General features: G+C 71.8%; 16 protein-coding genes. 8 read left to right on the forward strand and 8 right to left on the reverse strand.

The window, feature by feature from the left end; all coding sequences use genetic code 11:
• Positions 1-32 precede the first annotated feature (32 nt).
• Genes LPW41_RS12645 through LPW41_RS12655 form a run of 3 tightly spaced genes read right to left on the reverse strand, consistent with a single transcriptional unit; the run spans position 33 to position 3,087 of the window.
• On the reverse strand, positions 33-911 hold the full coding sequence (locus LPW41_RS12645) for a carbohydrate ABC transporter permease (RefSeq protein ID WP_144832409.1): 879 nt from the start codon (positions 909-911) through the stop codon (positions 33-35).
• A complete protein-coding gene (locus tag LPW41_RS12650; protein ID WP_154097289.1) occupies positions 908-1,852 on the reverse strand; it encodes a carbohydrate ABC transporter permease in 945 nt (314 codons plus the stop codon). Before LPW41_RS12650 ends, LPW41_RS12645 begins: the two co-directional genes overlap by 4 nt.
• Entirely contained in the window at positions 1,849-3,087 is a 1,239-nt protein-coding gene (locus LPW41_RS12655; RefSeq protein ID WP_230705025.1) for an extracellular solute-binding protein, read from the reverse strand. The genes LPW41_RS12650 and LPW41_RS12655 overlap by 4 nt, the downstream gene beginning before the upstream one ends.
• A gap of 179 nt (positions 3,088-3,266) precedes the next feature.
• Here LPW41_RS12655 and LPW41_RS12660 point away from each other — a divergent pair, with 179 nt between their 5' ends.
• Complete coding sequence (locus LPW41_RS12660) at positions 3,267-4,256, forward strand: nucleoside hydrolase (protein ID WP_230705026.1); 990 nt, start codon at positions 3,267-3,269, stop codon at positions 4,254-4,256.
• Between the two features lie 81 nt (positions 4,257-4,337).
• On the opposite strand, the gene LPW41_RS12665 is transcribed toward LPW41_RS12660, so the two are convergent.
• Genes LPW41_RS12665 through LPW41_RS12675 form a run of 3 tightly spaced genes read right to left on the reverse strand, consistent with a single transcriptional unit; the run spans position 4,338 to position 7,647 of the window.
• Positions 4,338-5,633 carry an amidohydrolase family protein gene (locus LPW41_RS12665; RefSeq protein WP_144832421.1) on the reverse strand — a complete coding sequence of 432 codons (1,296 nt, stop codon included), beginning with the start codon at positions 5,631-5,633 and terminating at the stop codon, positions 4,338-4,340.
• Positions 5,630-6,886 (reverse strand): adenosylhomocysteinase, encoded by a 1,257-nt coding sequence (locus tag LPW41_RS12670; protein WP_230705027.1) that lies wholly within the window; start codon positions 6,884-6,886, stop codon positions 5,630-5,632. Before LPW41_RS12670 ends, LPW41_RS12665 begins: the two co-directional genes overlap by 4 nt.
• Positions 6,883-7,647: a hypothetical protein gene (locus tag LPW41_RS12675; RefSeq protein ID WP_186325486.1), complete on the reverse strand. Its 765-nt coding sequence runs from the start codon at positions 7,645-7,647 to the stop codon at positions 6,883-6,885. The genes LPW41_RS12670 and LPW41_RS12675 overlap by 4 nt, the downstream gene beginning before the upstream one ends.
• Positions 7,648-7,715: 68 nt before the next feature.
• Between LPW41_RS12675 and LPW41_RS12680 the strand changes: the two genes are divergently transcribed.
• From LPW41_RS12680 to ccsB, 7 genes are all read left to right on the forward strand, one after another.
• On the forward strand, positions 7,716-8,105 hold the full coding sequence (locus LPW41_RS12680) for a DUF6264 family protein (protein WP_144832427.1): 390 nt from the start codon (positions 7,716-7,718) through the stop codon (positions 8,103-8,105).
• 108 nt (positions 8,106-8,213) lie between these two features.
• On the forward strand, positions 8,214-8,894 hold the full coding sequence (locus LPW41_RS12685) for a DedA family protein (protein ID WP_144833105.1): 681 nt from the start codon (positions 8,214-8,216) through the stop codon (positions 8,892-8,894).
• Between the two features lie 76 nt (positions 8,895-8,970).
• The gene (locus tag LPW41_RS12690; protein WP_144832430.1) at positions 8,971-9,615 is read left to right on the forward strand and encodes a histidine phosphatase family protein; all 645 of its coding nucleotides are present in this window, start codon (positions 8,971-8,973) and stop codon (positions 9,613-9,615) included.
• Positions 9,615-10,220, forward strand: a complete 606-nt coding sequence (locus LPW41_RS12695) for a TlpA disulfide reductase family protein (protein WP_154097293.1) — start codon at positions 9,615-9,617, stop codon at positions 10,218-10,220. Before LPW41_RS12690 ends, LPW41_RS12695 begins: the two co-directional genes overlap by 1 nt.
• Complete coding sequence (locus LPW41_RS12700; RefSeq protein WP_144832436.1) at positions 10,217-10,966, forward strand: cytochrome c biogenesis CcdA family protein; 750 nt, start codon at positions 10,217-10,219, stop codon at positions 10,964-10,966. Before LPW41_RS12695 ends, LPW41_RS12700 begins: the two co-directional genes overlap by 4 nt.
• Positions 10,967-10,979: 13 nt before the next feature.
• Entirely contained in the window at positions 10,980-12,650 is a 1,671-nt protein-coding gene (locus LPW41_RS12705; protein WP_154097294.1) for a cytochrome c biogenesis protein ResB, read from the forward strand.
• A 4-nt stretch (positions 12,651-12,654) separates the two neighbouring features.
• Positions 12,655-13,665, forward strand: a complete 1,011-nt coding sequence (gene ccsB, locus LPW41_RS12710; RefSeq protein WP_154097295.1) for a c-type cytochrome biogenesis protein CcsB — start codon at positions 12,655-12,657, stop codon at positions 13,663-13,665.
• A 503-nt stretch (positions 13,666-14,168) separates the two neighbouring features.
• Here ccsB and LPW41_RS12715 read toward each other — a convergent pair.
• Both LPW41_RS12715 and LPW41_RS12720 read right to left on the reverse strand, forming a co-directional pair.
• Complete coding sequence (locus LPW41_RS12715; protein WP_144832444.1) at positions 14,169-16,253, reverse strand: YhgE/Pip domain-containing protein; 2,085 nt, start codon at positions 16,251-16,253, stop codon at positions 14,169-14,171.
• A complete protein-coding gene (locus tag LPW41_RS12720; RefSeq protein WP_144832448.1) occupies positions 16,250-19,138 on the reverse strand; it encodes an MMPL family transporter in 2,889 nt (962 codons plus the stop codon). The genes LPW41_RS12715 and LPW41_RS12720 overlap by 4 nt, the downstream gene beginning before the upstream one ends.
• Positions 19,139-19,165 lie beyond the last annotated feature (27 nt).

The raw sequence follows: 19,165 nt of genomic DNA on the forward strand, positions 1-19,165 counted from the left end.
GCGCGGCCCGGGCTCACGACCCCGCCCACGCCTCAGCGCCCGGCGCCGGCGGTGAGGCCGGCCTTGACGTGCCGCTGCGCGGCGAGGATCACCACGAGCGCGGGCAGGCTCGCGATGAGCGAGGCCGCCATCGTGGCCGCCCACGTGTTTAGGTTGGAGTTCGACAGCGCGAGGATCAGCACCGACATCGGGTACATCTCGTTGCGATTGACCAGGGTCAGACCGAACAGCAGATCGCCCCAGCTGAAGAGGAACGCGAAGACGCCCGCTGTCACGATCGCGTTGCGCGAGAGGGGCACGACGATGCGCCAGAGCGTTCCGAACGGCCCGAGTCCGTCGACGGTCGCGGCCTCGAGCACCTCGGTGTCGAGGCGCAGCATGAACGCGCGCATGACGATGACGGCGAAGGGGACGCCCGCGGTCGAGTTCGCCAGGATCAGGCCGATGAAGGTGTTGAGCAGTCCCCACGAGTTGAACATCGCGTAGAACGAGGTGGCCAGCACGACGCTCGGGATCATCTGCGCCAGCAGCAGCAGGATGAGCGCGATGCTCACCGCCCGCGAGCGCAGCCGGCTGAGCGCGTAGGCCGCCGGGATCGACACCAGCAGGGTGACCAGCACCGAGCCGAGCGAAACGAGGGTGGTGACGCGGAGGCCGCCGATGCCCGCGTCGTCGAGCGCCTTCTCGTACCCCCCGAGGCCGGGCGCCGTGGGGAACCACTGCGTGTCCGCCGAGTTGGCGGAGGGCTGCAGCGAGGCGGAGACCATCCAGTACACGGGGAAGAGGTAGACCACCAGCACGGCGATGGTGACGAGGGTCCACATCCATCCGCGGCGCCGGCGACGTCGCGCGACGGGAGGGGCGGATGCCGGGGCGACCACGGCGGGCGCGGAGGGAAGGGTGGCGGTCATTCTTCGCGCTCCCGACGCATCGACATCACGGTGTAGACGATCGCGAACACCACGCTGATCCCCAGCAGGAGCATTCCGTACGCGCCGCCCAGACCGAACTGGAACTGCTGGAACGCCTGCCGGTAGGAGAGCAGGCCCAGGGTCACGGTGCTGTTGGCGGGGCCGCCCGCGGTGAGAACGAGCACGAGGTCGACGATCAGCAGGGTGTAGACCACGCTCATCACGACGAGAACGGAGACGACGGGCCAGATGGTCGGCAGCACGATCGCGGTCAGTCTCCGCCACGCGCCGGCGCCGTCGAGCTGGGCGGCTTCGAGCTGTTCGGCGGGGACCTGCTTGAGGGCGGCGCCGAGGATCGTCGCCCAGTAGGGGAGGCTCGCCCAGACGGCCACGACGATGACCGACGGCAGCGCGGTCGCCGGATTCGCGAGCCACGCCTGGACGGGCAGGCCGAGTGCACCGAGCACGTCGTTGATGGGGCCGTCACCGGCCAGCAGCGACTTCCACACCGTGGCGACGACCACGGCCGGCAGCAGCCACGGAAGAAGGATGAGCGTCGGCAGCCACCGGCTGCCCGGGAAGGTGCGGGCGAACAGCAGGGCGAGCAGCAGGCCGAGCACCAGCTCGACGGCGACCGAGACGAGCGTGATGGTGAGGGTGTTCGCGAGTGCGCGGAAGGTGATGGGCTCGGCCAGCACGGCCTCGAAGTTCGCCGTGCCCACGAAGGGCGCGCGCCCCGTGATGAAGGTGCCGGTGGTGAAGTTCGTCGTGCTCATGTAGACGCCGTACCCGAGCGGGAACAGGAAGAACACGACGAAGAAGACCAGCGCGGGGGTCAGGAACCCCCACAGCTCGCCCCGCCGGCGGGCGGCCAGAGAACGCCGGAACCGGCCGGGGGCGGGTGCCCCCGACCGGCCGGTCGAGATGGTGTGGGCCGTCACTTGCCGCTGGCCTGCTCCAGTGCGGCCTGGGCGGTCTGCCCGCCGACCGTCGCGCTCTGGATTGCGTCGACGTACTCCTGCTGCAGCGTGTTCCACTCGGTGCCCAGCTGTGCGGAGTTGTAGGCGCCGTCGACCGCGTCGACGAACGGGGCGGCCGCGGGGACCTTCTCGACGAAGGCGTCCTGCGCGCTCTTGAGCGCGGGGATGTAGCCGCCCTGAACGGCGGTGTCGATCTGGTTCTCCTCCGAGGCGCGGCACTTCACGAGGGCCGCGGCGGCGGCCTCCTTCTGCGCGTCGGCGTTGGCGGCGACGCCGTAGGCGTAGCCGAGCAGGTTCACCTTGGGCGACTCGCCGCTCTTCGCGGTCGGGAACGGGAAGGTGCCCCACTCGAAGGGGATCGAGGTGTCGACGAGGTTCCACGGACCCGAGACCGTCATCGCCGCGGCACCCGAGGTCCACTGGTCGATGGACTCCCAGCCCCAGTTGACGAACTCGGTTGACAGCGAGCCGTTGCCCACGAGGTTCTTGTAGAGGTCGACCGCCTCGACGGCGCCGGCGCCGGTCGGGTCGGCGGGGTCGCCGCCCGCGGAGAGCAGGAACGGCAGGAAGTAGACCGGCGTCGAGCCGTCGCCGCCGATGCCCGGCAGCACGATGCCCTTCTGCGAGCCGGTGGTGAGCGAACCCGCGAGCGACACCAGGTCGTCGAAGGTCTTCGGGGCGGTCTCGGGCACACCCGCCGCCGCGAACGCGGCCTTGTTGTAGAAGATCGCGTAGTCCTCGACCTGCACGGGCAGGCCGTACAGGGTGCCGTCGTAGCGGCCGAGGTCGGCGGCGCTGTCGGCGAGGCCGTCGGTGGTGACGTCGTACTGGCTGAGATCGGCGAGGACCCCCTGCGAGGCGAGCTGCGGCAGCTGCGTGTCGGTGGAGAGGATCGCGACGTCGGGCAGCGCCTTGGCACCGGCCGCTTGCAGGAGCTTCGTGGTGTAGTCGCCCGACTGCGTCTGCACGTCGACCGTGATGCCGAGGTCGGCGGCGCACGACTCGAAGTAGCCCTTCTGCAGGCTCTGGTACGGCTCGAAGTCGATGTTGTTCCAGACCGTGAGCTGGACGCCCTGGAATCCGTCGCTGGACACGGGGGCGGCCTGGCCGCCCGCGCAGGCAGTGAGGGCGAGGGCGGCGGTCAGACCGACCGCGGGCAGCGCGAGACGTCGCAGCCGCTGAGACGAGGAAGCCATGGTGTGTCCGTTCCCGACGACGTTGGGGGCGTCGTTCGACCTGTGCTGAGGAGGGTGCGGGCCGGTGCCGCCCGCATCACCCCCCACTGTGGAGTGTTGACGTGACGAACAGGGAACAGACGTGTCACGCGATGTAACACCACGCCGTGTCGCCGCCGCCGACTTGGCAGGGTGAGTGCATGGCATCCGTCCCCTCCTCCGTCCGCCGCGTCGTCGTCGACACCGACACCGGCCTCGACGACGCCCACTCGCTCATGTACCTGCTGGCGCAGCCCGACGTCGAGATCGAGGCGATCTCGACGATTTACGGCAACACGCCCGTCGAGGATTCGGCCCGCAACGTCCGCACGGTGCTGCGCCTGGCCGACCGCGAGGACACTCCGCTGCACCTGGGCGAGGCCGCGCCGCTGGAGGGCGAGGCGTCAATCGCCGACTTCGTGCACGGCACCGACGGGCTGGGCGACCGCTTCGAGCGGGCGGAGCTGCGCGTCGAGGACGAGAGCGCGGTCGACGCCATCGTGCGCATCGCGGCGGAGAGCCCGGGCGAGGTCGACCTGCACCCGCTCGGTCCCCTGACCAACATCGCCCGCGCGCTCAAACGCGACCCCGATCTGTTCCTGAAGTACCGCTCGGTCGTCATCATGGGCGGGGCGGGTCCGTACCCCGCGCCGGGCGGCGCCACGCTGACCGACGCCAACACGGCGAACGATCGCCGCGCCGCCGAGATCGTCTTCGGGGCGCGCAATGCCGGCAACGTCGTCATGGTGGGCGTCAACGTCACGGCGACCGCGATCCTCGACGAGCACGTGCTCGCGGTGCTGCGCGGGAAGGGCACGCCCTGGGCGAGCTTCGCCGGCGAGGTGCTCGACGCCTACAACGACTTCTACCAGTACAAGTGGGGCCGGCGGATCTCGTCCGCCCACGACGGCCTGGCCACGGTCGTGCTGCACCGCCCCGAGATCGTCACGGGCTGGATCGAGGGGCCCGTCGACTACACGCCGTACGGCGGTTCGCTCGCGACCCGCATCGCGCTCACCGCCGACGGACTGCCGCTGGTGTGGGGGACGCCCGAGGGGTCGACCGTCCGCGCGGTGACCTCGTTCGATCGCACGGCGTTCCTGCGCCTGTTCGTCGACGCACTCTCGAGCGGACCGGCTCCGCGCGCCTGACGCCGGCGACGCGGCATCCGGAACCTCCCGTCGGAGCAGATTCCGGATGCCGCGTCGACGGGCATCCTCCGGTCGCGGCGCTCACACCCGGGCGGTGGCCCGTTCGTGCGCGGCGAGGCCCGCCCAGTGGATCTCTCCGCCGACGACGGTCAGTGACGCCTCGCCCGGACCCGATTCGACGAGCTCGACGAGCGCGTCGCGGGGATCGGTGCTCGACACGTCGAAAACCGCCAGGTCGGCCCGCGCATCGGGACGCAGCACGCCGGTGTCGTCGAGACCCAGGGCGTGCGCGCCGCCCGCGGTGGCCGCGGCGAAGAGGCGCTCGTGCAGGTCGTCGTCGGCGTAGCCCTGGTCGCGGGCGATGTCGTGGAGCGCGGCGACGTCATGCCAGATCGACAGGCTCGGCGACGACGACAGCGAGTCGGTGCCGACGGCGATCGCGTTGCCCTCGCGGAGGTAGGCCGCCACGGGCGGCGCGTCGAGGCCGATCACGCGGTTCGAGCGCGGGCAGAGCGCGACGCTGACGCCGCGTGCGCGGAGCAGGGCGCGATCGTCGGCGGCGACGTAGATGCCGTGCGCGAGGTGGGTCGTCGGGCTCAACGCGCCCAGGCCGTCGAGGTAGCGGATGACCCCCGTGCCCACCCCGCCGCCCTGCAGCAGCGCGAACTCGCCGCGGCCGTTGGCGCGCCAGCGCTCGGCGAGGTCGCCGGTGCCCGAGCGCACGTACGCGTCCTCCCACGCCGACTCCGCGGCGTGGATGTGCTGGCGCACGCCGAGCTCGGCGGACAGGCGGGAGAGCTCGCGGATCACCCCGGTGTCGAGGGAGTAGACCGCGTGGGGCGACAGACCCGTCGCGGGCGGCGAGGGGAGCGCCGAGAGCTGGGCCCGTACGCGCTCCTCTCCTCCCTCCGCCCACGTGCGATCGGTGTAGCCGAGGACCTCCCAGAACGCCACGCCGTGCAGACCCGCGTCGTGCACGGCGCTTCCGGCCGCGGCATCCGTCACGATCTCGGCGACCGAGGTCGTCCCCGAACGCAGAGCGAGGGCCGCACCGGCGGCAGCCGAGGCGCTCCAGTCGCGGGGCAGGGGGTACAGCGCCATGAAGGCGCTCATCCACGACTCGAAGCCGGCGTGCTGGGCACTGCCGACCTCGGCCATGTCGGTGTACTGCAGGTGCGTGTGGGCGTTGACGAGCCCCGGGGTGAGGGCGCCGCGGTGCTCGTGGACGCTGGTCGCCGCCGAGTCGAGCGCGGCCAGCACCTCGTCGGCGGTGCCCACCGCGACGAGGCGGCCCCCGGCCACGGCCACCGCCCCGTCGACGAGAGCAGGGCGCCCGGCCGAGAGGACGACCGGCGCCCGGTGGACCTCGACGCTCACTCGTCGCCGTCCTCGGGGTGCCACGCCGCGAGGAACGCCGTCTGCGCCGCCGAGGGCACGTCGAGGGCGCCCCCGAAAGAGCCGAGCGCGATCGCCGCCACCTCGTCGTCGGCCGCGCGCGGCAGGTCGTGCACGCCCGGGGCGAGATCGGGGGTGACCAAAAGGTGCGCGACCGAGGCGAGCTGCACGCCGAACGACAGGTCCATGATCTCGACCGGGTTGCCCTCGGCCGCGCTGACGTTGAGGCAGTTGCCGTCGTCGAGCACGCGCACCCGGGTGCCGCTCGGCATCCGCAGCACCGACACCGCGGCGTCGCGCGAGATCTCGACGGCCCCCGCGGCGCGAGCGGCGTCGAGCGCGATCTCCTGCCCCACGCCGCCGCCGACGGCGACGATCGCCCCGGTGGGCAGCGCGTCGAGATGGGCGACGTCGATCGTGTGCCGGATGCCGGTGGCCGAGATGACGATGTCGGCGCGGCGCACGGCGTCGGCGAGCGGGCGCACCTCGTACCCCGCGAACGCCGCCTGCAGGGCCGCCACCGCGTCGGTCTCGGTCACCACGACGCGCGCGCCGAGGGCGGCGCAGTGCTGCGCGATCCCCGTGCCGACGCGCCCGTAGCCGACCACGACGACCGTGGCCCCGCGCAGCGATCGGTCGGCCACGTCGGCGACGGCGAACACGACCGACTGGCCGGTCCCGTGCATGTTGTCGAACAGCGACTTCGAGCGGGCGTCGTTCGCGGCGACGACCGGGATGCGCAGCGCGCCGTCGGCCTGCATGCGGCGCAGCGGCCGGACCCCCGAGGTGGTCTGCTCGGTCGCTCCGCGCATCTCGGCGACCACGTCGGGACGCTCGAGGTGGGCGAGGCGGATGGTCGAGGCGCCGTCGTCGACGATCACCTGCGGCCGGTGATCGATCAGGGCGAGGGCGTTCGCCCGGTCATCGGCGCGCTCGGCGTCGGCCCGGGCGTACACGGGGAGACCCGCGTGCGCGAGGGCGGCGGCGACGGCGTCGTCGGTGTTGCGGCCCGCGGAGGTGACGGTCACCTCGGCACCGGCCTCGGCGAGGGCGAGCGCGACGGTGGCGGTCTTCGGCTCGAGCACGTCGGACACCCCGATCCGGATGCCGGCGACCGTCCCCTCGCTCGCGAGACGCGCGGCGAGGGCCGAGGTGACGGGCATGTGCGCGCGCGCCCACTCGATGCGGTCGAGGCCCGCACGCCACAGCGAGGCGTCGGCGATGCGGCCGGTCACGGGGTCACCGCCCGGGCGTAGACGCCGCGGGGATCGTCGGGGCCGCCGTCGACGACCAGAGCCGCGATCAGCGCGTCGAGGATGCGCCGCTGCGCGCTCGTGGGCGCGGCGCCGTCGACGGGCAGGGGAGAGGGCATCTCGACGAGCGATCCTTTCGAGGTGGTGCGCACGAAGGGGCGCGGCGAGGGAGCGGGGGAGGCGTCGGCCGGCCGCGGTGAGGCGTCGGCCACGAGCCCCGCGACGTCGTCGATGCCGAGGGCGTCGTATCCGACGCCGGTGAGGATCGCGGAGGGGGTGGAGCCCGACGTCGCCGCCGCCACGTCCTCGACGCGCACGCCGTCGAGAGTCGCGGTCAGCCGCTCCACGGGGTCGTCCGTGGAGCGCACCACGCTCGCGCCGAGGCGGCGGAGAAGCGCCGTCAACGCGGTGGCGAGGGAGGAGTCGCCGACGATGCGGACCGTGCTGCCGGCGAGGGTGAGGTTCGTGCGGGCCGAGAGGGCCAGCACCACCTGCTCCGCGCGGAGACGGCTGTACACGACGTCGAACACGCGCGACGAGAGCGGATCGACCGCGTTCTCGTCGTACGCGACCTCGAGGCCCAGCTCATCGCGCAGGGCGGAGCGCCAGCCCGGGGAGAGCGCGGGAAGGCTGCCGCCGTACGAGAGGGGGCGGGCGGAGGGGGAGGGCGCCGCGAGCAGGCGGCGGGTGGCGGGCAGAGCGTCGGCGAGCCCGTGGGGTGGAGCGGGATGAGTGGACGACACGGCTCGAACGTAGGGCGCGAACCCGGTTCGGCGCGAATTCACGACGCCGCGTCCCTAAGATGTCGCTCGTGACGTACTCGCTCCCCCCGGAGTCGTTCCGCACGCTGAGCCCCGAACCGCGGCCCCGCGCGGGACGACCGTGGGATGTCGCCATCACGATCGCGCTGCTGGTGCTGCTGCCCCTGCTGGCGCTCGGTGCCTCCTACGCGGGGGTGCTGCTCGCCTTCGCTTCCGATGCCTGCAGCGGCGCCGCCTGCGACACCGACCTCATGAACGCCGGGTTCTGGATCGCTGTGGTCTCGCCGTGGGTCGTCCTCCTCATCGGCGTGATCGTCGCGATCATCCGCCTCGTGCGCCATCGCCTCGCCTTCTGGGTGCCGCTGGTGGCGGCCGTGGCCATGGTCGCCGTGTGGTTCGTCGCCGCCGCCCTCGTCGGCGCCGGGGTCTCGGCATCCTGAACCGCTCGGGGGCAACCCCCAGGAACGCGCGGTGACGGGCCCGTAGCCTTGCACTGGGCGCCCGCACGGGCGGCCGATCACCGAGCGCGAAGGCACCCGATGACCGACATGACCCTCACCCTGACCCCCGTCAGATCGACCTCCGGCTCGCCCGAGGGCCAGTCGTGGCTCACCTCGCTGGCCGACTGGACCGTCTCGCTGATGGAGGTCATCGGCCCGGTCGGTGCCGGCGTGGCGATCGCGCTCGAGAACCTCTTCCCCCCGCTGCCCAGCGAGGTCGTGCTCCCGATGGCGGGCCTGACGGCCAGCCGCGGATCGTTCACGCTCTTCGAGGCGCTGCTGTGGACCACTCTCGGCTCGGTCGTCGGCGCTTTCATGCTCTACGGTCTCGGTCGCTGGCTCGGCGCCGCGCGCCTGCGGGCGTTCGCGGCCAAGATGCCGCTGCTGCACCCCGAAGACGTCGACCGCACCGTCGCGTGGTTCGAGCGGCACGGCGGCAAGGCGGTCTTCTTCGGGCGCATGATCCCGATCTTCCGCAGCCTCATCTCGATCCCCGCGGGCGTGGCCAAGATGCCGATGTGGCGCTTCGGCCTGCTCACCGGCGCGGGCAGCCTGGTCTGGAACACGATCTTCGTGCTGGCGGGTTACCTGCTGGGCGAGAACTGGCACATCGTCGAGGAGTACGCCTCGATCCTGCAGTACGTCGTCATCGCCGCCGTCGGCATCGGCGTCGCGTGGTTCCTGTACTCGCGAGTGCGCTCGCTCCTGGCGGCCCGGAAAGACGCCTGAACGGGGTTATCTCCACGTCGAGGCAACCGGCATCCGGACTCAGTCAGACCACAGAACCCGCCCGTAGACTGGGCCCGTGCCCGCCGACCGCCTCCATCTCGTGCGCCACGGAGAGGTTCACAACCCCCGTCGCGTGCTCTACGGTCGGCTCCCCGGCTTCGGCCTGAGCGTCGACGGGCGCCGGATGGCCCGCCAGGCCGCGGAGTACGTGCACGGCCTCGAGCGGCCTGTGTCGGCTCTCGTCGTCTCGCCCCTGCAGCGCACCCGCGAGTCGGCGGAGCCCTTCGTCGAGCTGTTCGGCATCGAGCCGTTCATCGACGATCGGGTCATCGAGCCCACGAACGTGTTCGAGGGGCGGCGCATGAAGCAGGCGCTCGCGAACCCGCTCAACTGGCGGCACCTGAGCCGCCCCGCCGTGCCGAGCTGGGGTGAGCCCTACGAGAACATCGTGGCGCGCATGACCGCCGCCATGGCCGACGCGTGGGAGCGGGTCGACGGCGGTGACGTCGTCGTGGTCTCTCACCAGCTGCCCATCTGGGTCACGCACCTCGCCCTGTCCCACCAGCCCACCCGCCACGACCCTCGCAAGCGCCGCTGCGCGCTGTCGAGCGTGACGAGCTTCGAACGGCGAGACGGCGCCGACGGCTCGGCGCGCTGGGTCGAGGTGGCGTACGCCGAGCCGGCCGCAACGGCCGGAGCCGTCGACGTAGGAGCAGTTTGATGCGCCGAATCCGCACCGCCGCCGGAGCCCTCGCCGCCGCGGCGGCCCTGATCGTGGGGCTGTCCGCCTGCACCGCCGACCCGCTGGCCGACCAGTACCGCGCGGGCGACAACAAGGGCTACATCGCCGCCAACGGGTTCCAGACCACCGAGATCGCGCCCGAGAACCGCACCGACCCGATCTCGTTCGAGGGCACCCTCGACAACGGATCCGCGGTGTCGAGCTCCGACTTCGCCGGCAAGGTGCTCGTGGTCAACTTCTGGTACGCCACGTGCGGCCCGTGCATCATCGAGGCCCCGCGCCTCGAGCAGGCCTACCAGACGTTCCAGGGCCAGGACGTGTCGTTCCTCGGCATCAACACCTACGACCAGCCCGCCACCGCGCTGTCGTTCGCGCGCGATCACGGAGTGTCGTACTCGAGCGCCATGGCCGTCGGCGACGCCCAGCTCAAGCTCGCGTTCAACAAGGCGACCCCGCTGAACGCCACCCCCACGACCCTCGTGCTCGACAAGCAGGGCCGCGTCGCCGCGCGCATCGTCGGTGAACTTCCCGAGGCCTCGATCCTCGAGGCGATCGTGCGCACGCTGGTCGCGGAGAACGCGTGAACCCGGGCGCCCTCGTCTTCGACGGGGCCCTGTGGGTGGCCGTGCCCATCGCGCTCGCCGCGGGTCTCATCTCGTTCCTGTCCCCTTGCGTGCTGCCGCTCGTGCCGGGCTACCTCGGCTACATCGGCGGTGCCGTCGCGCCGCGCGGGTCTTCGGCATCCGCCCCCGGGCGCGGGCGGCTGCTCGGCGGAACCCTGCTGTTCATCGCCGGCTTCACCGTCGTCTTCATGGCCATCAACGTGCTGGGCGGCACGCTCGGACGCTTCTTCATCGAGTACGCCGACATCATCACGCGCGTGATGGGCGTCGTCATCATCCTCATGGGCCTCGTGTTCATCGGCCTGTTCGGCCTCGCGCAGAGGTCGGTGCGCATGCAGTCGCGCGCGAACCTCGGGCTGATCGGCGCCCCGCTGCTGGGCATCGCCCTCGGCATCGGGTGGACGCCCTGCATCGGCCCGACGCTGACCGCGATCCTGTCGGTGTCGTACAACCTCGGCGACCCCGGGCGCGCGGCGCTGCTCGGCCTCGCGTACTCGCTGGGTCTCGGCATCCCGTTCGTCCTCCTGGCCCTCGGCCTCGGGTGGGCGACGAAGTCGGTGTCGTTCGTGCGCAAACACATCCGCGTCGTCAACCTGATCGGCGGATCTCTGCTCATCGTGCTCGGTCTGCTGATGGTGACCGGCCTCTGGGGTCAGTGGATGTCCGTGTTGCAGGGGGTGATCGGCAGTGTCCAGCTCCCGCTCTGATCGAGGGAACACCATGACCGACCCGCTGCGTCCGTCCGACCACGCCGACGGCGACGGCGAGGAGATCACCCAGCCGCGCCTCGGTGCCGTCGGATGGCTGCGCTGGGGATGGCGCCAGCTGACCAGCATGCGCACCGCGCTGGTGCTGCTGCTCCTGCTCGCGATCGCCGCCGTCCCCGGCTCGCTCGTGCCGCAGCGCACCGCCGACCCGAACGGCGTCACGCAGTACTTCACCGACAACCCCGACCTCGCGCCGGTGCTCGACAAGCTCAGCCTGTTCGACGTGTACAGCTCGCCGTGGTTCTCGGCCATCTACCTGCTGCTGTTCATCTCGCTGATCGGCTGCGTGCTGCCGCGCACCAAGCACCACTGGAAGGCGCTGCGCTCGCAGCCCCCGCGCACGCCCGCCCGCCTGTCGCGCCTCGACGACCACCGCGAGCGTTCGTTCTCGGTGGAGGGAGATGCGGATGCCGCGGCGGCAGCCGCCGTCGAGAGCGCTGCCGCGCAGCTGCGCAAGAGCGGCTACCGCGTCGCGCGCTACGACGGTCGGGGCACCTTCTCGGTGTCGGCCGAGCGCGGATACCTGCGTGAGACCGGGAACCTCGTCTTCCACGCCGCCCTCGTGGGCGTGCTCGTGGCCGTCGGCGTCGGCGGCGGATTCACCTACACGGGCCAGCGCGTGCTCGTCGAGGGCCAGGCGTTCGCCAACAGCCTGCTCGACTACTCCTCGTTCAACCCGGGCCGCTTCGTCGGCGGCGACACCCTGACGCCCTACTCGATCACGCTCGACAAGTTCGACGTCAGCTACGTGCCGCCCGGCCAGCCCGGCTCGGGCCAGGCCGGCGACTTCATCGCCCACGTGACCACCCAGGCCCCCGGGCAAGACGCGCAGGACGGCGAGGTGCGCGTCAACCACCCGCTCGACGTGCAGGGCGACCGCGTCTACCTGCTCGGCAACGGCTACGCGCCGACCGTGACGATCCGCGACGCCGACGGCAAAGAGGTCTTCCACGACTCGATCGCCTTCCTGCCGCAGGACGCCAACATGACCTCGCTCGGCGTCATCAAGGTCGCCGACGGCCTGCCGCAACAGCTCGGTCTGCTCGGGTTCTTCTACCCGACGATGGACGTGCTCGACTCCGGAGCGCTGACCTCCACCTATGGCGGCCTCGAGTACCCGACGCTGACGCTGCGCGTGTACGAGGGCGACCTCGGCATCGACGACGGCACCCCGCGCTCGGTGTACACCCTCGACCCCTCGAAGATGACCCAGATCGCCGGCGGCGACAGCGGCACCCCGGCGCTGCAGCTCATGCCCGGCCAGACCGAAGACCTGCCCAACGGCCTCGGCACCATCACGTTCGAGAACGAGGCCCCCGCGGGCGCCACGGGCTACGAGCAGTCGGTCAAGCGCTTCGCCTCGCTGTCGATCCACCGCGACCTCGCCGGTCCCTGGGTGCTCGGCTTCGCGCTGCTCGCGCTGTTCGGACTGCTCGCGGCGCTGTTCGTGCCGCGCCGGCGCATGTGGGTCAAGGCGACCCCGAAGGGCGACACCGTGCTCGTCGAGTACGCCGGCCTCGCGCGCGGTGAAGACCCGACGCTGGCCTCCGCCGTCGACCAGCTCGCAGACAAGCACGGCGCCGTTGTTTCTTCGACCCACCCCGACACCGGAAAAGTAGACTGACACCATGACCGGAACCGACCCGCTTCTCCTCGATGAGATCTCCCTCCTCCTGGTGTGGACGGCGGTCACCATCTACGTGCTGGCGTTCATCGCCTACGCCATCGACCTCGCTCGGCGCAGCGACCTCGCGCTCAAGGCGAAAGACGAGGTCGTGGCTCGCGAGCTCGTGACCGCGGGCGGCGGAGGAGTCATCTCCGCATCGGCCGGGACATCGGCATCCGCCCCCGCTCCGTCCAAGCCGCGGTACCTCTGGGCGCGACTGGGGACGGTGCTGACGGCGCTCGGCTTCGTGTTCCACCTGGTCGCGACCGTTTTGCGCGGCATCGCCGCCGAGCGCGTGCCGTGGTCGAACATGTACGAGTTCGCCATGACGGGCCTGCTGCTGATCATCGCGGTGTACCTGGCCGTGCTGACCCGCTACGACCTGCGCTTCCTCGGATCGCTGATGACCGGACTCGCGGTGCTGCTGCTCGGTGGCGCGACCCTGGCGTTCCACGTCGACGTCGTGCCCCTCGCCGACCCGCTGAAGTCGGTGTGGCTCGTCGTGCACGTGTTCGTCGCGAGCCTCGCGACCGCCCTGTTCGCCCTCGCGTTCGGGTTGTCGGTCGTGCAGCTCATCCAGACCCGTCGGGAGCGCAAGCTCGTCGACGCCCCGGTGGATGCCGAGCCGAAGCGCAGCTTCTTGCGCACCGTGCCGAACGCCGAGGCGCTCGAGTCGCTGGCCTACCGCTTCGCGATCGTCGGCTTCATCTTCTGGACCTTCACTCTCATCGCCGGATCCATCTGGGCCAACGACGCGTGGGGTCGCTTCTGGGGCTTCGACACCAAGGAAGTCTGGACCTTCGTCATCTGGGTGCTCTACGCCGGATACATCCACGCCCGCGCGACCCGCGGCTGGCGCGGCACCCGCTCGGCGTGGTTGTCGATCATCGGCTTCACCGCGGTGCTGTTCAACTTCACGATCGTCAACGTCTTCTTCAAGGGCCTGCACGCGTACAGCGGTCTGACGACCTGACGCGCGGCCTTCGTGCTCGAGGGCCCGTCCGGCATCGCGCCGGGCGGGCCCTCTCGCGTGTGCGGGGCGTCTCGCGTGTGCGGAGTGTTGCGCGTGTGCGGGGTGTTGCGCGGCGCGGGTCGAGCGCGGGTGCCGGGCTCACCACCTGTTGAGCGTCCTAAACACGCCGCATCTCGTCACACGTTGCGGCGTTTCCTGGACACTCAACGAGCGCTCCGCTGGAGCGCCGGGCTCCCCGACTGTTGAGTGTCCGAAACACGCCGCATCTCGTCGTGCGTCGGTGGCGACCCACAGCCGCCCGGCGAATCCGCGCCGTGTGGAGGAGCCGTCTGAGTCCCACAGACCCCCCACTGAGTGTCCAGGACATGCCGTGTCCACAAATCGCATGCGGCGTGTTTTGGACGCTCAACAGGCTTTTCGGCGCGGCATCCCTGCGCCGCACGCGCGACGCGAGGCGACTCGACGTGAGCGCGACGCGCCGGGCGGCCCGCGCCGCGCCGAGATCAGACCGGCTGGGCGGCGGCGCGGGTCGTCGTCGTGCGTCGGCGCACGACCACCAGCGTGGTCACCAGCAGCGACAGCACTGCCCACACCACGAATCCGGCCACGCCCGCGGCCACGCCGCCCGACGACGACAGGGCGCCGAGCATCGCGTCGTAGGCGGGGGCGGTGGGCAGCAGCGAGGCGGCGGCGGCCAGGGCCGGCGGCACGGTCGAGACGATGCTCGCCCCGAGCGCGAGGGCGCCGATGACGGCGGCGATCCAACGGCCCGCTCCGCCGAAGAGGGCGACGAGGGCCTGGTGCACAGCGGCGAACGCGATGCCTGCGGCGACGCAGACAAGGGCGAACAGCGCCCAGTCGCCCCAGTCGTACTTCGACGCGATCTGCACGACGCCGGCGACCAGCACGCCCTGCACCGCGCCGACGAGCGCGGCGGGCGCGAACCCGCGCAGGGCGACCAGCGCCGAGGGGCGACGGCTGGTCAGCGCGCGTGCCGACACGGCCTGGAACGCCACGAACGACGCCAGCCCGCCGAACCACAGCACGGCCATGGCCAGCAGCGGTACCGCGGCGAGGCCGAACAGCGAGTCGCTGGCCCCGGTCGCCGAGACGGGATCGGCCACGACGTCGGCGAGGTTCGTCGCTTGGGCGTCGGTGTAGGTCGGCAGCTGCGCGACGGCCTTGTCGAGACCGTCGGCGAGCGAGCCCGTTCCGGTCGCGACCTGGCTCACGCCGTCGGTGAGCTGGGCGGCTCCGGTCTCGGCGCCCGAGATCCCGGATGCCACCTGCGAGGCGCCCGAGCTGAGGGCGGCCGCTCCGGTGCCGAGCTGTCGCGTGCCGTCGGCGATCTTCGTCGCCCCGCCGGAGAGGCCGTCGATGCCGCCCGCGATGGTGGTGAGTCCGGATGCCGCTTCGCGCGCTCCTCCGGCGAGGCCGGTCGCGCCGTCGGCGAGCTGCTGGTTGGCGGCGGCGATCGCGCGGATGCCGGCGGGCAGCTGAGACGCTTGACCGGCGAGGTCGCCGATCTTCGTGACCGTCTCGGTGGCCTGGGGGAGCGCCTTCTTCGCCTCGGCGGCGGCGGTGCGCAGGGCCTGGCACTGCTCGGGTGTGCCGGTGCACTCCTCGGCGGCCTTCTGCAGCGCGGCGGCGGCGTCGACGAGCGCCTGGTTGACCTGCGGCGCGGCCTTCGACAGCGCGGCGGCGTCGTCGGCGAAGCCGGGTGGGATCTGGTCGGCGAGGCCGTTGATCTGCGTCGCGAGCTGCTGGTTGCCCGCGGCGACGCCGTCGGCTCCCCCCGCGAGCTTGTCGACTCCGGCGGCGGCGTCGCGCGTTCCGCCGGCGAGGGCGGTGGCTCCCGTGGCGAGCTGGCCGGCGCCGTCGGCGAGGGGCCCGGTGCCCGCGGCGAGCTGGCCGGCGCCGTCGGCGAGCTGCGAAGCTCCGCTCGAGAGCTGACCGAGGCCGTCGCGCAGGCTCCCGGCGCCGGTGGCGGCCTGCGAGGCGCCGTCGGCGAGCTGGTGGGCTCCGCTCGCCGCCGTGCCGAGCTGGTCGCTGAGGCTGGTGAAGCCGAGGAACACGTTCTTGAGGTACTGCGACGACAGCGTGCTGCCGAAGACGGAGGAGGCGGTGGATGCCAGCTGCGCGGTGATCGCGCCGTCGACCACGCGGGCGTCGGGCGCCGTCTGCACGCCGATGGTCGCCTTCTCGGGCGTCTCTCCGGGGCGGGTCGAGAGCGAGGCGGCGGTGAAGTTCTCGGGGATCGTGACGACGGCGGTGTAGGTGCCGTCGGCCAGGCCCGCGGCCGCGTCGTCGTCGTTCGAGATGACCCAGTCGATGTTGCTCGGCTGGTCGTCGGCGCCCTTGACCAGGCCGCCGGTGAGCTGGCGCCCGAGGGGGACCAGCTGCCCGTTCAGCTCGACGGCCTTGTCGTCGTTGACGATCGCGGCCGTGATGTTGTCGAGGCGGTCGGTGGGGTTGTAGAGGGCACCGACCAGGATGCCGCCGATCACCGCGGGCAGCAGGAGCACGCCGGTGAGGGTCAGCCAGGTGACGGGGCGGCGCGAGCGGGAGCGCTCGACGGGGAGAGTCATGCGAACACCTCGGAGAGATCGGCGAAGGTTTCGGGTTCGGGGCGGGGGCGGCGCGGCGTCGCGAGGGGGAGCGACGTCACGTCGGGCCGCTGGGCGGCGGACAGCAGGGCGAGGGCCCGCCGTTCGTCGCGGGCCGAGACGATGAGCGTGAACGGGGAGTCGTCGTCGCCGCTGCGCTCGCGCGCCTCGGTCGCGGCGAGGCGCAGCACCTCGGCGACGTCGTCACGGGTGTCGTCGTCGAGCCGGTCGACGTCGGAGATCACGACGATGCGGGTTCCGCGGGCGACGGCCTCGGCGACGTCGGAGCGCGCCCTGATCGGGTCGTCGAGCAGGGCGACGCCGACGCGGGCGCGCACGGCTCCCGCTCGCTCGGGCACGAGGAGCCCGTCGACGCGCAGGCGCCCCTCGATCTTCGACAGACGCCCGGCCAGGGTCAGCAGCAGCGTGCGGGTGGTGCGCGTCTCGCCGGTGACCAGCAGCGTGCCGCCGTACGGCAGTCGCACCGCGACGTCGCGGAACACCGGCTCCTCGGCATCCGTCGCCACGATCGTCTGCAGGTCTTCGGCCGCGATCGCGACCGGCGCGCCCGACGGCCAGTCGGCCAGGTGCACCTCGCGCTCGACGGCTTCGCCCTCGACGTCGAGCTTGGGCAGGATCCGGTCGAGCCAGCGCGGCATCCACCAGGCCTTCGCGCCGAGCAGGGCGAGGATCGCGGGCACGAGGGTCATGCGCACGAGGAACGCGTCGACCGCGACGCCGACGGCGAGGCCCAGCGCGATGGGCTTGAGGCTCGAGTCGCCCTCGGGCACGAACGCGACGAAGACCGCGAACATGATCACGGCGGCAGCCACGACCACGCGGGCCGAGCCCACGAAACCGCTGCGGACGGCACCGAGCGCGACCTCACGGGGGGTGCGACCCTCGCGCTTGGCGTGCACGTAGTCCTCGCGCATGCGCGAGACGAGGAACACCTGGTAGTCCATCGCGAGGCCGAACAGCACGCCCATCACGACGATGGGCATGAAGCTGATGATGGGTCCGACCTTGGCCACGTGCAGGGCATCGGCGAACCAGCCCCACTCGAACACCGCGGCGACGACGCCGAACGAGGCGGCGACCGACAGCAGGTATCCGCCGGCGGCGGTCAGCGGCACCCAGATAGAACGGAACACGATCATCAGCAGCACGAGCGACAGCCCCACCACGAACAGCCCGAACGGCAGCAGGGCGGCGCCGAGCTGGTCGGAGATATCGATGGTGACGGCGGTGTAGCCGGTGACGAGCAGGTGCACGCCGAACTCGTCGTACAGGCGGGGCTCGGCCGCGCGCAGCTCGCGCACGAGGTCGGCGGTGCGCGGGTCGTCGGGCGCGGTCTCGGGCACGATCTGCACGATGCCGGTGTCGGCGGTGGCGTTCGGGGTGGCGAGGGCCACCTCGGCGACGCCCGGGATCTTGGCGATCTCGTCGCCGATGTCCTTCATCAGGGTGAGCGGGTCGTCGGAGGTGACGATCGTGCCGGTCATGATGAGCGGACCGTTGGCGCCGGGGCCGAAGTACTCGTCGGTCAGCTCGTAGGCGACGCGCGCCTCGTCGCCCTTCGGCAGCTGTCCGGCGTTGGGCAGCGTGAGGGCGAGCGAGGCCGCCGGGATGGCGGTGACGCCCAGCAGGCCGACGACGGCGACGGTGGTGATGACCGGATGCCGGGTGACAAGGCCGACCCAGCGCTTGGCGGGCCCGTTGCGCTGGGCGCGCACGGCCGCCGTGGAGGCGCGGCGCAGGCTCTCGGCGGCGGCCTCTTCCGCAGCCGCGGCGTCGTCTTCGGCGGAGGCCGTGCGGGAGCGCTTCTTCTGCTTCTTGTAGCCCCAGCCGACGACGCGGTGTCCGGCGAAGCCGAGGAACGCGGGGGTGAGGGTGAGGCCGACACACACGGCGATCGCGACGGCGACCGAGGCGGCGATGCCCATCGTGGTGAGGAAGGGGATGCCGGCGAAGCCCAGGCCGATGAGGGCGATGAGCACCGTGATGCCGGCGAAGACGACCGCGGAGCCGGCGGTGCCGACCGCGCGGGCGGTGGACTCCTCGGGGTCCATGCCGGCGCGCGTCTGATCCTGATGTCGAGAGACGATGAACAGCGCGTAGTCGATGCCGACCGCCAGGCCCAGCATCACCGCCAGCAGCGGAGTCGTCGACGACACCGTCGCGAAGCCGGTCGCGATGAAGATGAGCCCGATCGAGAGCGCCACACCCAGGATCGCGGTGGCCAGCGGCATCCCGGCCACGAGGAACGAGCGGAACGTCACCATGAGCACGAGGGCGGCGATGACCACGCCGAGCGCCTCGGTGATCGAGGCGCCGGGGATCTCGGTAGCGAACAGCTGCCCACCGAGCACGGCCTGCGAGCCGCTGGGCAGGGCGTCGCCGAGAGCGGTGGCGGCCTCGCGCAGTCCGTCTTCGGTCGCCGGGGGGACCGCCGTCGCCTCGCCCGAGAACTGGATGCGCACGATCGCGGCGCGGTCGTCGTCGGAGATGCCGCCCGAGATCTGGGAGTCATAGGGGTCGGTGACGGCCTCGACGAAGTCGAGGTCGGAGATGTCGCCCGTCGTCTTCTGGATGGCGCTCTGGTACTCGGGGTCGGTCACCTTCGCGCCGTCGGCCGAGACGACGATGATCTCGGCGCTCGCGCCGCTGACCTGGGGGAAGGTTCGTCCGAGCATCTCGAGGCCGGCCTGCGACTCGGTGCCGGGGATGGTGAAGGTGTTGTCGGTGCCCTTCGCGAGCAGGGCGACGCCGCCGCCGGCGAGCACGAGGATGAGCAACCAGGCGCTCAGCACGCGCCAGGGGTGACGGAACGACCAGCGACCCAGGGTGTACAGGAATGTCGACACGGCGGCTCCCACGATCGGTGAACGGGT

It is taken from the genome of Microbacterium sp. JC 701 (genome assembly GCF_021026215.1).
In the GTDB taxonomy this organism is placed as follows: Bacteria; Actinomycetota; Actinomycetes; order Actinomycetales; family Microbacteriaceae; genus Microbacterium; species Microbacterium algihabitans.